Source organism: Kordiimonas sp. (genome assembly GCF_048264555.1).
Classification (GTDB): domain Bacteria; phylum Pseudomonadota; class Alphaproteobacteria; order Sphingomonadales; family Kordiimonadaceae; genus Kordiimonas.
Genome location: NZ_JBLXCX010000004.1, coordinates 233,038 through 246,586 on the forward strand (window position 1 = coordinate 233,038; position 13,549 = coordinate 246,586).

At 53.1% G+C, this 13,549-nt stretch carries 10 protein-coding genes and 1 tRNA gene; 9 read left to right on the top strand and 2 right to left on the bottom strand.

Annotated elements, in window-relative coordinates; translation table 11 throughout:
- Positions 1-95 precede the first annotated feature (95 nt).
- Positions 96-1,532 (bottom strand): aminopeptidase 1, encoded by a 1,437-nt coding sequence (locus ACN0XZ_RS13045; RefSeq protein WP_417458214.1) that lies wholly within the window; start codon positions 1,530-1,532, stop codon positions 96-98.
- Between the two features lie 131 nt (positions 1,533-1,663).
- Here ACN0XZ_RS13045 and ACN0XZ_RS13050 point away from each other — a divergent pair, with 131 nt between their 5' ends.
- The 5 genes from ACN0XZ_RS13050 to ACN0XZ_RS13070 all read left to right on the top strand — a co-directional run bounded on the left by ACN0XZ_RS13050 (position 1,664) and on the right by ACN0XZ_RS13070 (position 5,789).
- Positions 1,664-1,888, top strand: a complete 225-nt coding sequence (locus tag ACN0XZ_RS13050) for a hypothetical protein (RefSeq protein ID WP_417458215.1) — start codon at positions 1,664-1,666, stop codon at positions 1,886-1,888.
- A 68-nt stretch (positions 1,889-1,956) separates the two neighbouring features.
- On the top strand, positions 1,957-2,181 hold the full coding sequence (locus ACN0XZ_RS13055; RefSeq protein ID WP_417458216.1) for a hypothetical protein: 225 nt from the start codon (positions 1,957-1,959) through the stop codon (positions 2,179-2,181).
- Positions 2,182-2,299: 118 nt separating this feature from the next.
- Positions 2,300-2,376 (top strand) — tRNA-Ile (locus ACN0XZ_RS13060).
- A 116-nt stretch (positions 2,377-2,492) separates the two neighbouring features.
- A complete protein-coding gene (locus tag ACN0XZ_RS13065) occupies positions 2,493-4,031 on the top strand; it encodes a winged helix-turn-helix domain-containing protein (protein ID WP_417458217.1) in 1,539 nt (512 codons plus the stop codon).
- A 186-nt stretch (positions 4,032-4,217) separates the two neighbouring features.
- Positions 4,218-5,789, top strand: coding sequence for an amidohydrolase family protein (locus tag ACN0XZ_RS13070; RefSeq protein ID WP_417458218.1), 1,572 nt, complete (start codon positions 4,218-4,220; stop codon positions 5,787-5,789).
- A gap of 123 nt (positions 5,790-5,912) precedes the next feature.
- Here the strand turns inward: ACN0XZ_RS13070 and ACN0XZ_RS13075 are convergent, their stop codons facing one another.
- Positions 5,913-6,599 (bottom strand): GntR family transcriptional regulator, encoded by a 687-nt coding sequence (locus ACN0XZ_RS13075; protein ID WP_417458219.1) that lies wholly within the window; start codon positions 6,597-6,599, stop codon positions 5,913-5,915.
- A gap of 251 nt (positions 6,600-6,850) precedes the next feature.
- Between ACN0XZ_RS13075 and ACN0XZ_RS13080 the strand changes: the two genes are divergently transcribed.
- The 4 genes from ACN0XZ_RS13080 to ACN0XZ_RS13095 all read left to right on the top strand — a co-directional run bounded on the left by ACN0XZ_RS13080 (position 6,851) and on the right by ACN0XZ_RS13095 (position 13,548).
- Positions 6,851-9,100, top strand: a complete 2,250-nt coding sequence (locus tag ACN0XZ_RS13080) for a TonB-dependent receptor (RefSeq protein ID WP_417458220.1) — start codon at positions 6,851-6,853, stop codon at positions 9,098-9,100.
- A gap of 167 nt (positions 9,101-9,267) precedes the next feature.
- Entirely contained in the window at positions 9,268-10,815 is a 1,548-nt protein-coding gene (locus ACN0XZ_RS13085; RefSeq protein WP_417458221.1) for an amidohydrolase family protein, read from the top strand.
- A gap of 2 nt (positions 10,816-10,817) precedes the next feature.
- The gene (locus tag ACN0XZ_RS13090) at positions 10,818-11,909 is read left to right on the top strand and encodes a hypothetical protein (RefSeq protein ID WP_417458222.1); all 1,092 of its coding nucleotides are present in this window, start codon (positions 10,818-10,820) and stop codon (positions 11,907-11,909) included.
- Complete coding sequence (locus tag ACN0XZ_RS13095) at positions 11,902-13,548, top strand: N-acyl-D-amino-acid deacylase family protein (RefSeq protein ID WP_417458223.1); 1,647 nt, start codon at positions 11,902-11,904, stop codon at positions 13,546-13,548. Before ACN0XZ_RS13090 ends, ACN0XZ_RS13095 begins: the two co-directional genes overlap by 8 nt.
- Position 13,549 lies beyond the last annotated feature (1 nt).

Here is a 13,549-nt window from a genome sequence, read left to right on the forward strand (position 1 = left end):
GTTACCCAAGCGCTATTATGGCAGATATCAGTGAAAAAATGAAGAGATGGTTAAAATTGTGCGGGCTAAGTAGGCCCGCACAATGTGCGCTGCCTTTACCGGCTGTAGCTCAGGAAGGCCGCAACTCCGTCCTTGAGCGCCAAAACGTCCATCTTGTCGCTCACTGCGTAGGGGGTGTGGATGGAAAGCACAGGCACGCCAAAATCGATGGTATCGATATTATAGTGCGCGAGCTCAGACCCAAGCGTGCCGCCACCCGCACGGCCAACTTTATAGGTGGTGGTTTGCCAAGCAACATTGCGGTCATCGAGTGCGGCGCGTGTCCAGGCAATAAATTCGCTGTTGGCGTTAAACCCACGCCCGTAAAGCTTGATATTCACACCGTAGCCAAGGCGGGGCGCGTTTGTGAGCTCCCATGCACCCGGGTTCATAGGGTTTACACCGGGGTTCACATCGATCGAGAGCGCTTTGGAGGCAGTGAGCGCACGGGTCAGCATCGGGTGGCGATAGTCAGAGCCCTTCTCGGCGTATAAAAGCTCACCAACAAAGTCGGTCAGGAAAGTGGAAGACGCGCCTGTCACGTTCACGTTGCCACTCTCTTCATTGTCGGCAAAATGAATGAGTGCAGTGTTCGGTGGTGTTTCGAGCTCATAAGCTGCCTTAAGGCTCGCGAAAGCACCAAGCCTGTCATCCTGCCCATAGGCCGCGAGCAGGCGGCGGTCAAAACCCACATCGCGCGGCGCGAGTGCGGGCACAAGGGAAAGCTCGGCCGAGACAAGGTCTGCGGCGTCCACCCCGTAAGTTTCTTTCAAGTGCTCAAACACCCAGTCAGCGACAGCGGTTTTGCCGTGCGGGCCGGAAGCCGCGAGTGGGTCAAGGTCCTCATGGGCCACCACTTCGCTTGCGCTCCGTTTCATCTGGTCGCGGGCTGTGTGGGGGGAAAGGTCCGGTATGATGAAAATCGGGTCATCTGCCTTTAGCCCGAGCGACACTTCAACCGTGCTGCCATCCTTGCGGTCGATCCGGCCAATCAGGGCGAGCGGGATATTCGTCCACTGGTAGGTTTTGATGCCGCCATGATAGTTGGTCTGGAAAAGGGCAAAACCCTGCGCGTTATCAATGGGGCGTCCCTTCAGCTCCAGCCGGGGGCTATCGATATGGCTCGCAACAATGCGTACCCCTTTTGAGACCGGTTCACGCCCCCCAATTATCAAGGTGAAAGCGCGGCCACGGTTGTGCACAAAATAGCGGTCACCCGCTTTGATGCGCTGGCCCTCTTTCCAAGCCTTGAAGCCAAGACGCTCAGCCTCGCGCTGGATCATTGATACGGTGGAAAGCTCTGTGCGCGCCCCGTTCAGGAAATTGGCGTAGTCTCGCGCGAGCTCCATGGCGGTTGCGGCGGTTGCGTCGCTCGCGTCTTTCCACGCACTTTCACACGTGCCTTGGGCACAGGGAGCGGCGGCTGAGGGTTGTGCGATGCTCAGGCAGGCTGCAGCCAAAAGCGCTGCGCCAAGGGTAGGGCGGATGGTCACGGGCTTTCCTCCTATCGTCCGTTTCTTTTAAAACTTTCTTAGATTGTCACCCGGCCCATTGCAATCGACATTGGGGCAACTTATATCGAAATGATACAGGGATCAGCTTCACATCTGTGAGAGGGGGAGTAATGAACGAGTTTGAGATGGTGCCGCTTATTGTGCTGTTTGTGATGTCGGCGGTAATCGTGATGCGCTGGATCAGTGCGAAGGAACGTATCGCAAAGGCAGGCAGCCTGAATGTCGCGGCAGATGAACGCATCAAAGCGCTTGAAGAGCGGGTGAAGGTGCTGGAACGCATTGCGACCGACAAGCGCACCCAACTGCGTGATGAGATCGACGCACTTTCAGACTAAACAAAAAGGAAGAGGCGCGGGAAAACCAGCGCCCACCGACCGAAAAATGCGAGGATAGGAGCAGGCCGATGGAAGGCAAAACATTTGTATTGTTGATCATATTCGGGACATTTGCGTTTGCAGGTATCTCACAGTGGTTGAAAGCAAAAACCGATGCCCTCAAGCATGCGGCAAAATCAGGGGACAGTGACTTGAAGGCGCAAGTGCGGACCCTTGAGGAGCGTGTGCGGGTGCTTGAGCGTATAGTGACCGACAAGAAAACTCGCCTGAAGGAAGAAATCGACGCGCTATAAGGGGCAGTGGGGGTTGGTGACAGCGTATGCTTCCCGCCATCTCGGCACTTATCTGCATGTGGGTCATTTTTCCACTACCCAAGCCAAGCTTCATTTGCTACACGAAGCCCCGTGGTTGGGGCCTGTAGCTCAGTTGGTTAGAGCCGGCCGCTCATAACGGCTTGGTCGGGGGTTCGAGTCCCTCCGGGCCCACCACTTTTCCCTTGTGTTGCAAATGACCGCGACATTTAATTGGATCGTGAAACACTGACGATAATCGCTATAGTCGGCGGACAGTCGGTTCTTCGTGCACGATCTTACAGGGTCAATTTGTGACAAAATATATCCAGACCGGTGATTTTCATATCCACCCTATGGCCGGGCAGGTCTGGTATAATGGCGAGACCGTCAAAATCCGTCCAAAAACTTTTGAGCTTCTGTTGCTGTTAGTGGAAGCTCGCGGTGAGCTTATCAGCAAACAGGAAATTTTGCGTGAAATCTGGGATGACGTCAGCGTTGACGAGCAGGTTGTTTTTCAGTCAGTTAAAGAACTGAGAAAGGTTTTTGGGGACGCGAGCGTGATAAAAACCGTGCCCAGAAAAGGTTATGCTTGGGCGCTGGCAGTTGAGCCGTGTGATCAAGGGGGGCAACCGCGGCAGCTTGGGCACGGGCCCAGACGGGAGCACACCGCCGCATCAGGTTGGAGGCTCCGCTATATGCTCTCAGCCATAGGCGGTTTGGTGCTTCTGCTTGTTTTTGTGATGACGTTTTTTTCTTTGAATGAAGATAAAACCCCACCCAAAACAGGTGCGGTTATTGTTTTGCCGGTCGCGAATAGTTTGTCCGACGCGGACCACCGATGGGTGCGTTACGGTGCGATGGATCATCTCATTCACCGTCTACCGGCTTCCGATACATATGGTGTTTACCAAGCGGGTGATGTGCTGGATGTGGTGAAGCGTGCGGGTATAACGCACCAGCTTTATTCCCGCGCCGATATAGCAAGGATATTTGCCGTCACCGGGGCGACTTTGGTGGTTGAGGTAACACTCGCAGGTACGCCGCGCGAATACCAACTGGTATATAGGTTGCATGAACGCGGCGGCATGGAGAAGGGCGCCCTCTTGGCAGACCGAGTATATGGCGGGCTTGATCAACTGGCGACAATAATAACCCAGAAGGTCGATCGCAGGCTGGTGGTTGAAGATAGTGCATACAGTTCCGATTTTGCGAACGAGATGATCGCCACAGCGCTTGAGCTGATACAGGCGGAAGACTTTAGCTCAGCAGAGAAATTTCTGGTTGCTGCAACAGCTACCGAGCCGGACAACATTGTTGCCAAGAGGTTGCTTGCACAGGCTCTGGTATCTCAGAACAAGTCATCTAGTGCGCGATCGGTGCTGGAGGCTGGTTTAAAGCAGGCACGTGACAAGGGTAACAGGCAGGAACTGCTGCGCCTCAACTACTGGGCGGGCGTTGACAGGATGCGAAACAGGGAATGGCAGCTTGGGCTCGATTTTATGGAGCAAGCCGCTATTGAAGCAGAGGCCCTGAAAGATTGGCTCTATCTGGGCTATATAGCGGAATTCAAGGGTCATGCTCAGCGGGCGATGGGTGATCTCATAGCTGCTGAGGAGCTTTATCAGGCAGCGATCAAACATCATCAGGTTATTCAATGCCCCTATGGTCAGGCCCAAGGGCTTTTGAACCTTGCTCGTGTGTCGCTGGAGTTGGATGAAATGCCTAATGCTGTTGAGCTTACCCGGGCTGCACTTCGCATTATAGAAGATCGGGACCTGCATTCTCTTGAACAGGCCGCCACTGACTGGATGGCAGTCCTCAAGGCACAAAGGTCTGAGCCAGCGAGCTGAAGTGCTCGGTGCCTTCAGTGTTTGGAGGCGTTGTCTATTAAGCTATTGATATAAATAATTTAAAATCAATTTCAGATAATTTCAGAAGATTTCATTGGCGCTTCCGCTGTGCCAAAAGCATCTATCCAGCACCAGTCGGTGCAGGTTTGCGCTGCAGATCAATAACAACAAATAAAAGGTGCTTTGATGAAACAAAATACGTTTGGAAAAGTGAGCTATGGCGCGAGGAAAACACTTTCACGTCTTACCTGTGTCGCGATATTTAGCGCGAGCGTGATGGCGCAGTCATCTGCCGAGACACCTCCTGCGGGTGATCAGTCGGGCCCAGATAATGACAGGGTCGCTTTTGTCGGGGGTACAGTGGTAAGCCCCCATCTGGCATCGCCGATCTTGGATGCAGTGGTATTAATCCGGAATGGCAAGATCGAGGCTGTTGGCCCTGCGTCGCTGACGTTTGATGACGACTATCAGGTGATTGATGTTGCGGGGCGCTTTTTGGCACCGGGGTATATTGATGCACATATGCATTTCTTCCAGTCAGGCAGCGCGTTCACTCGGCCTGACAGTTTTGATTATAGCCAGATTCAACCCTATAAAGATGATCGCACCTGGGTCGAACAACATTTAGAAGACACATCTGTTCGATACCTGATGAGCGGTGTTACCAGTGTTGTGGATATGTGTGGGCCGTCACTCAACTATGAAGTTCGCGAAAACGCCAACAAGTCTTTGTTCGCGCCAACGGTAGCGACGGCGGGTGCCTGCATTTCCAGTTTCGCGGCTCCCGTTCTTGATCTCGGCGATGATGACCCTGTGTTTCAGCGTGCCACCTCACCGGAGGACGCTATCACCTACGTGAGAGAGCAGTTAAAGCGTGAGCCTGATTTGATTAAAATAATCTGGTCTCCAGATAATGGCGAAACACCCCAGCAACTTTTTGACCTGTTTGAGCACGCAATAAGGTTGGCGCGTAGTGAAGGCGTTCGGGTTGCCGTTCACGCGACAGATCTCGAGAACGCCAAAATGGCAATTCGGGCAGGGGCAAATGTTCTGGTGCATGGTGTGATGACCGGCCCGATAGATGATGAGTTTATCGCGCTTGTTAAGCAGTATCACATCACTTATGTGCCGACACTTGCAGTGCATCAGAAAATGGCGGACATCGCGCGAAACGATCTAAGTTTTTCCGGCCACGAACATGAGCTTATTCACCCCGACGTGCTTGAGAGTTTTCGAAAGGCTGCATCCATGCCGGAAAAGGCTGGCATGATGGTTCAGATGCTCAACAAATATATGCCCTATATTGATGCTGAAGAAGCGGCTATTGCCGAGCTTTCGCCGCAAGAACAGGCTATTGTCGCTCAGTTGAAGGGTCTTTTTGCCGAAGAAATAACCCATGTTCAGCGGGACAACCTTAAGCGTCTCTACGACGAAGGCGTCACCCTGGCTCTCGGCACAGATGCAGGTAACCCCGGTGTGTTACACGGTGGTTCGCTGCTAACAGAGATGGCAGAATGGCAGAAAGCAGGGCTTCCACTTCACGCTATATTCAAAGCGGCTACCATCAATGGTGCCAAGGTGATGGAACGTGAAACTTCTTTGGGTTCTATTGAGGTTGGAAAATGGGCGGACCTTGTTGTCCTTAGTAAAAACCCGCTGGATGCACTTCAAAATCTAGGTGCTATTGAAGGGGTGATGAAACACGGCCGGTATCACACCGTTGATCAATTGCAGTACAGGATTCAGATGCTGCCATAGGTGCCGCCTCGCACATAACGGATCAACTTGCGGTACATCAGGTACGAATTACTGCAAGTTGAACCTCTAAAGAGCTGTTAGGCTTTTGGTCAGATGCTTATGACAACGCGCTGAATCAATACTCTAAACGGTCAGGTCCTGCGTATAAAACTGCTCGTTTGAGAAGATGGTATTGAGAATACGTTCTTCCGTTTGCGTGAGGATGTCGTGAATAACCGTGCGGATGCGGTTGGGTTCGTCACTTTTCATCACCTCAATAGTCATGCCTTGCTGATCTGATGAGTAGGGGAAGCGTTTCTGTGTTTTGAGGTAGAGCCAATAGATGCGCATGGCGGTGTCTTCCAACTGTCGCGCCCAATCAATCATCAGTGGATAACCAGCATTTTCACAGAAAATAAGGTTCAGTTCCTTGTTCTTCTTGAGAAGGTTGAGGGCAGCGTCGTCATCTTTGATCGGTTGTAATTCCTCGATCTCTTTATTGATCCTTTTCATCTTCTCGAAATCCACATTGGCTGCCGTGAGCGCAAAAATCGCCGGGAGCAACACCTTCCTGAGGGTGAAGTTCTGTTTGATGTCGAGGAGCGTTAGCGGCGCAACAACTGTCACCCGTGGTGACACGGAAACCAGAAACTGCTTGGCGATAAGGCGTTCAATAAGGTTGCGGGAGATGGTGCGGCTTATGCCAAACATATCACTGAAGATATTCTCAGACACCTTCTGACTCGGCGCCAGCTTCTGCGTCACAATAGCATCCATGATCATCTCGGATGCTTTTCGTGCATCGCTGTTTTGTAGATCTTCTCTGGTCATCCCTTGCCCTTTTTAATCCGACCTTGTCCACCCAAGTGGCTGCTAACGGCAGCTTCTTTCAGCATTATTAAACAGGTCAGCCGATATTTTCAACGCGACAATCTTGCTATTTTCCATTTAAAGCGGTCAAATTAATAATTAAAGCTGCCAAATTATGCTTGATAAAGGAATTAAGGCAGCTATAGTCGAATCAAACAGAACAGGAATTGTCGGCGCGGGGAGCGCAACGTGGGAAATTCAGGGAGGTGAGGATGCAAAGAAGCATTTTCCGAAAAAGTTCGTTTTTGAATGCCGTGTCCAGTATCGGCATCGCTGTAGGCTTGAGTGGATTGAGCGCAGTGAGTGTGGCTGCTCAGGATACAGCGGGACAATCCACCGAATTGGTACTCGAAGAAATTATCGTAACCGCAGGTCGCCGGGAGCAAAGCCTGCAGGATGTGCCTGCTGCAGTATCTGCCATTGATCCAGGCGACTTCACTGTCAAAGGGCTCAAACAGGTAGGTGAAATCCTGAACTATACGCCAGGTGTCACCTACACAGACATCGGCACCAAGGGTTTTGGGAATATCTCCGCCCGCGGTGTACCGCAGTCATCCTCCATTCCAGTGTTCGGTGTGTATCTGGATGATACGCCGATCTCGACAAACAGCACCTTCTCGGGCGGCAGCACCGTTATGTTCGATGCTATGCTGATGGATATCGAGCGCGTTGAGGTAATCAAGGGTCCACAGGGTACGCTTTATGGTGCCACGTCGGTGGGCGGCATGATGCGTTATATTTCCCGCGATCCGGCGATGGAGGAACTGCGCGTGACAGCGGGTGCCGATATTGCCACCACCAAGGACGGCGAAATCAGCCAAGTTTATAATGGCCGCGTAAGTGTGCCGCTTGTGAAAGACAAGCTGGGCATTACGCTCTCCGGCTTCTGGCAGGATATTGGTGGCTATGTGGACTATGTAAACCCAGCCACTGGTGCGGTTGTGGAAGAGGATGTGGACGGGTCTGAGAATCTTGGCTACGCGGCAGACATTCTGTTCAAGCCGGCAGAAGAGCTGAGTATCCGCCTCAAATACATGAAGCAGGAAACCGACTACGGCATCGACAGCGGCGTACAGCTTGGGAGCTATACGTCTGATGCCTCCATGTTTGACGGCTATACCACCATCAGCGAACCCGGTGTGAGCTATCTCGATTATGAGATCATCTCTGGCAGCATTAACTATGACTTCGATAGTGTGAGCCTGACTTCTACGTCAAGTTGGGTCGAATACAAATTCGGCGGTATCAGCGATCTGACAGCAGCCTATGGTCCGGCGATTGACTTCTTCGATGGTCGTGCGCCAGGCACCACCACCAGCGTTCTGCTCGATCTTCTCGCTGGGTCGGAAAAGTTCGTACAGGAAGTTCGCCTAACGTCCGAGCGCATGGGCAACTTTGAGTGGATCGCTGGCCTCTACTATTCCGAGGAAGACACGGTAAACAATCAGGATGTCATTGCTACACCTGCTTTTGATCTGCTGACCATCTCCTTTCCGTCTAAATACAAGGAATTCGCGGGTTTCGGCGACGTGACCTATTACTTCAACGAGAAGTTTGACGTTACGGCGGGCGTACGTCTCAGCAAGAACAAGACGACACTTTCCTATGTGTCGACCGGCCTTTTGCTCGGTGCAGCTGATTTCGAGAGCGACCCGATCAAAGACACCGTCGACACCTACCTCTTCTCAGCGCGTTATCGTCCTACCGACAACCTGTCGCTCTATACTCGTGTCGCCAGCGGTTATCGTCCGGCGTCAGCCAACCTGCCGATCCTTGATCCCGCAACGGGTGACAACCTCGCGCCGCCGATGATTGCCCCAGACAATGCCTGGAGCTATGAGATCGGTGCCAAGGGCAACACGGAAAGCGGTGTGTTCGGTTATGATATTGCGATCTGGAAAATCGACTGGAGCAACTTCCAGGCCTTCACCTCCTTCAGTGGTGTGAACACGGGTGGGAACGCGGCCCATGGTCTGAACGCCTACGGTGTCGAGGGCGCGTTCAACCTGCGTCCAACCGATGCTCTGTCGTTGACAGCCAATGCCACCTACTCGCGCTCCAAACTCAATGAGGATGAGCCGGGCTTTGGCGGTATCAAGGGCGAACAGTTGCCTGACTTGCCGAAATGGAAACTCTCGCTTCTCGCTGACTATATGTTTGATGTTACGGATACATGGGCCGGTAACGCTGGCTTTGGCGTGCGTTACACTGGCAAGTTCATGTCCAGCTATGGTGCGTCAACCTCTACCTATCCAGTAGAAGTGGAAGCCCGCACTCTTGTGGATGCACATGTGTCCTTCACAAACGACAATGTGACACTTGGCTTGTATGCCACGAACCTCTTCAACGAGCGTGCGCTGCAGGGTCGGTCTGATACGATCCTTGGCGGTGGTTCTAGCGATAGTAACGGCATCTTTGAACGTCCGCGCACTATCGGTGCGAACGTGAAGGTGGATTTCTAAACCTCTGCTCAGTGCGACTTCCGGGGTGCCGGGTACTGTTATGGCGCCCCGGATTTTTCTGGCCAGAATGTAAAGTAGCGCACGAGGGCCTAGGCCCTCGTTGCAGGGAAGCATACCCGCACACGCCATCTTTGGTGAACGGGTCTTAAAATTTGGGGAGCATATTCATGAAACTTGTTGGGCGACTTATCACCGCTTGCCTCATTGGTCTAGGTACCTTCCTGGCGCCAGTTCAGGCGGAGGGCTACGACCTTGTTATCAGTGGTGGGCGGGTGATCGACCCTGAAACTGGCCTCGATGCAGTGCGCAACGTTGGCATCAAGGACGGTAAGATCAAGGCGGTGAGCGAAGCGGCTCTTGAGGGCACTCGTACGCTTGATGCCGCCGGTCGTATTGTTAGCCCAGGTTTCATTGATATGCATGCTCATGGCCAGGACATCCTATCAGCGCGTATGCAGGCGCTTGACGGCGTAACAACCGGGCTGGAGCTTGAAGCAGGTATCCTGCCGATAGCGGACTATTATGATCGGCTTGAAAAGGAAGGTCGTCCCATCAACTATGGTGCTTCGGTCAATTGGGCTAGTGCCCGGATCGCGACCTTCTTTGAAGCGAAACCAAGGAGCGACCTTTCGTGGTTCCTTGAAGCGTTCCGCCGCACAGACTGGCAAAAAGAGGTAGCAACCCCTGCCCAGATGAAAGAGATCATGGCTTATGTCCAAGAGGGGCTTGATCAGGGTGGTTTAGGTGTTGGCATTCTGATCGGTTACGCGCCGGGCACGGGCTACAAAGAGTTCTTTGAGGTCAACAAACTGGCCGCGAAAAACGGCATGCCTACATTTACGCACGCTCGTTATCTATCCATGCTTGAGCCCAAAAGTTCGTTTGAAGGGATGGCCGAAGTAGTAGCCGCCGCAGCGGGTACAGGCGCGCACACACATATTGTGCACCTCAATTCCATGAGCCTCCGGGACATCGAAATCATCGGACCGATGATCAAAAATGCCCAGGAACAGGGGCTGCGTGTCACGACGGAGGCATATCCTTACGGCGCCGGGTCGACCGGTATTGGGGCGGCAATGTTCCGTGGTGATCGTTGGCGGGAACGCGTTGGCGGTGTTGATGCTTCAAGCTTTGACGTGGGCGGCAAGCGCCTGAGCGAAGATGAGCTGAAATATTACCAGACAGAAAAGCCCGAAACACAGACCGTTATTCATTTTCTTGAGCTGGATGACCCGAAGGACCGTGCGCTTCTTGATCAGTCCGTACTGTTTCCTGGCGGTGTGATTGCGTCAGATGGTGGGGATTGGCTTGTCGATGGCCAACCTGTACCGCAAGAAACCTGGCCTGTACCAGAAAACGCCTGGAGCCATCCTCGTAGCGCTGGCACTTACTCAAAATTCATCAAGGAATATGTGCGCGACCAAAAAGTGACCAGCTTGATGGACGCGATCACCCGTGTGAGCTACGGCCCTGCGAAAATCTTGCAAGACGCAGTGCCTCAGATGAAATCCAAGGGCCGTATTCAGGTAGGTGCGGACGCGGACGTGGTAGTGTTTGACCTGAATAAAGTTGCGGACAAGGCGACCTATGCGAAGCCTGCGCAAGCATCTGAAGGGTTTGACTATGTCATCGTGAATGGTGTGGTGCTGGTTGATGGTGGTGAGCTTGATACATCCGTCATGCCCGGTAAAGCCGTGCGGAATCAGGTGCGTTAAGCATGGAATTCTTCAAAAAATACCTGTTGCCTGGTTTTGTGTTTCAGAGCGTCGTTATCGGCGGCGGTTATGCAACAGGCCGCGAGCTTGTCGAGTTCTTCTTTTCAATTGGACCCCTAGGTGGTGTGCTCGGGCTTCTCATGTCTGGTTTGGTTTTTGGTCTTGTTTTGGCCGCCGGATTTGAGTTTGCCCGGGTCACCCAGGCCTATGATTACCGTCATTTTTGCCGGGCGCTTCTTGGTCGTGGTTGGGTGATTTTTGAGATAGCATTCATCGTATTGCTTCTGCTCATCCTGTCCGTTATTGGCTCGGCCGCTGGCGAACTCACGTCGGTGAGCTTCGGGGTGCCATCTGTTGTTGGCACGCTTGTGCTGATGGCGCTTATTGCACTGCTCACCTTCTCGGGCTCAGAGGCGATCAAAAAAGTTTTGGCGGCATGGTCTTTCCTTCTCTATTTCGTTTATGCCGCGCTGTTGTTGCTGGCATTCCTGAAATTTGGCGACGCAATATCCGGTGTATTTAGCGCCATAGCCGTGGGTGACGGTTGGATCAAAAGTGGCGTTCTTTATTCCGGTTACAATCTGGCGGTATTGCCTGCCGTGTTGTTCGCGGTCAAAGGCCAGAAAAGCAGGCGTGAAAGCGTAGGTTCAGGGTTGATGGCAGGCGCTATTGCGGTCGTTCCCGCCGTGCTGTTTTTTGTCGCCATGATGGCGCTTTACCCTGAAATTGGGACAGCACCGGTGCCAGCAAGTATGCTGATGGCAGCGCTTGAGATGCCGGTTTTGAGTTTCCTGTTTCAGGTTGTGGTTTTTGGTACCTTCGTTGAAACAGGCACAGCGCTGCTGCACGCAGTCAACGAGCGGTTGGACGCAAGCTTTACGGAAATGGGGCGTGAGATGCCCCAGTTCGCGCGTCCATTGGTGGCGGTTGGTATCCTCGCTGTAGCAATCATTGCCGGTACTTACTTTGGCATTATCGACCTCATCGCCAGTGGTTACGGCTTCCTGACCCTTGTGTTCATTGCGGTTCTCGTTGTGCCTCTGCTCACCATTGGTGTGTGGCGGGCAATCAAAGGGGAGGCAAAAAATGCTTAAGCAGCTCATCACGGCCGCAGCCATCTTTTCTTTGGCGCTGCCGCTTTACGCTACAGATGCGGATTATGATGTCGTCATCCGTGGTGGCCGTGTGCTGGACGGTGCTGGCAATCCTTGGGTGCCAGCCGATGTAGCCGTAAAAAATGGTCTCATCGTGAAGGTTGGTGAAGTGACTGGCTTGGGTGCGCGTGAGATTGACGCCGATGGTAAATACGTCACGCCAGGTTGGATCGATATGATGGACCAATCTGGCGAGGCTCTCCGTCACGTTGGGTTGGCGCCAAACAAGATCAATATGGGTGTGACAACGCTTATAGGCGGTGAGGGCGGTACCCCGGTTGAAGCGGAGGAGATTGACGCCTATTTCCGCGAGTTGGAAACCAAGGGCATCTCCGTCAACTTTGGTACATATTATAGCGCGACCCAGGCGCGAGTGGCCGTGCTTGGCGAAGGGGATGATGACCCAACCCCCGCACAGCTTGAAGAGATGAAGAAGCTCGTGGCAACCGCGATGGATGCGGGTGCCATGGGTATCACCACAGCACTTATTTATCCGCCGTCCGCATACCATAAAACGGCGAACCTGATCGAGTTGGCACGTGTGGCTGGCTCAAAGGGCGGGCTTTACGCCAGCCATATCAGGGGCGAAAGCGCTGAGTTTCTGGATGCGGTTAAGGAAGCCATACGTATTGGTGAAGAAGGCGGTGCAGGTGTTGAAATTTTCCACCTGAAGGCGGCTTATTATCCCAACTGGGGTAAAGACATGAAAGAGGCGCTCAAGCTGATTGACGCTGCGCGTGCCCGTGGTGTGAATGTGGCGGCAGACTTGTATCCGTACGTCGCTGGCGGAACCGGTCTTGAGGTTACGGCACCCAATTGGGTCTATGCTGATGGTGTTGAAAAGGCACTAGAGCGCCTTCGCGACCCCGCTATCCGTACCCAACTCAAAGATGAAATAAAAGCCGGGCCGACACCAAGCTGGACCAATCTGGTTTATGTGTCAGGTGGCTGGAAAAATGTTGTTCTCGCCAATTCCTATCTGGAGGAGTACACGCGCTTTCACGGTAAGAATTTTGATGACATTGGCCGCGAACTCGGCCGTGATCCCGCGGACGTTGCATGGGATATAATGCTCAAGGCTTATCCTGAGCGGCCCTTCGCACTCTATTTTATGATGAGCGAAGAAGATGTTCGCACTGCCATGAAAGCGCCGTGGGCCAGCATTGGCAGCGATGCCGCCAGCGCGCTCAAAGAAGGCGACTTTGACGCCCTTGGATTACCGCATCCCAGAAGCTACGGCACATTCCCCCGTATTGTAGCACACTATGTGCGGGATGAGGGCGTGCTGACCCTTCCTGAAGCCATCCGTAAGATGACATCCTGGCCTGCAGCCCGCATGGGGCTGATGGACAGGGGACTCATTCGGGAAGGTCTAAAAGCAGATATTACCGTTTTTGATTTTGACCAAATCGAGGACACCGCGTCGTGGGAAAACCCGACTGCGAAACCTAAAGGTATTGATTATGTGCTCGTGAACGGCGGCATCGTTCTTGACGCCGGGCACCATACGGGCGCGACCCCAGGGAAGGTGCTGCGTGGCCCCGGCTACAAGCCAGTAACCGATGTAAATAAGGACTAAG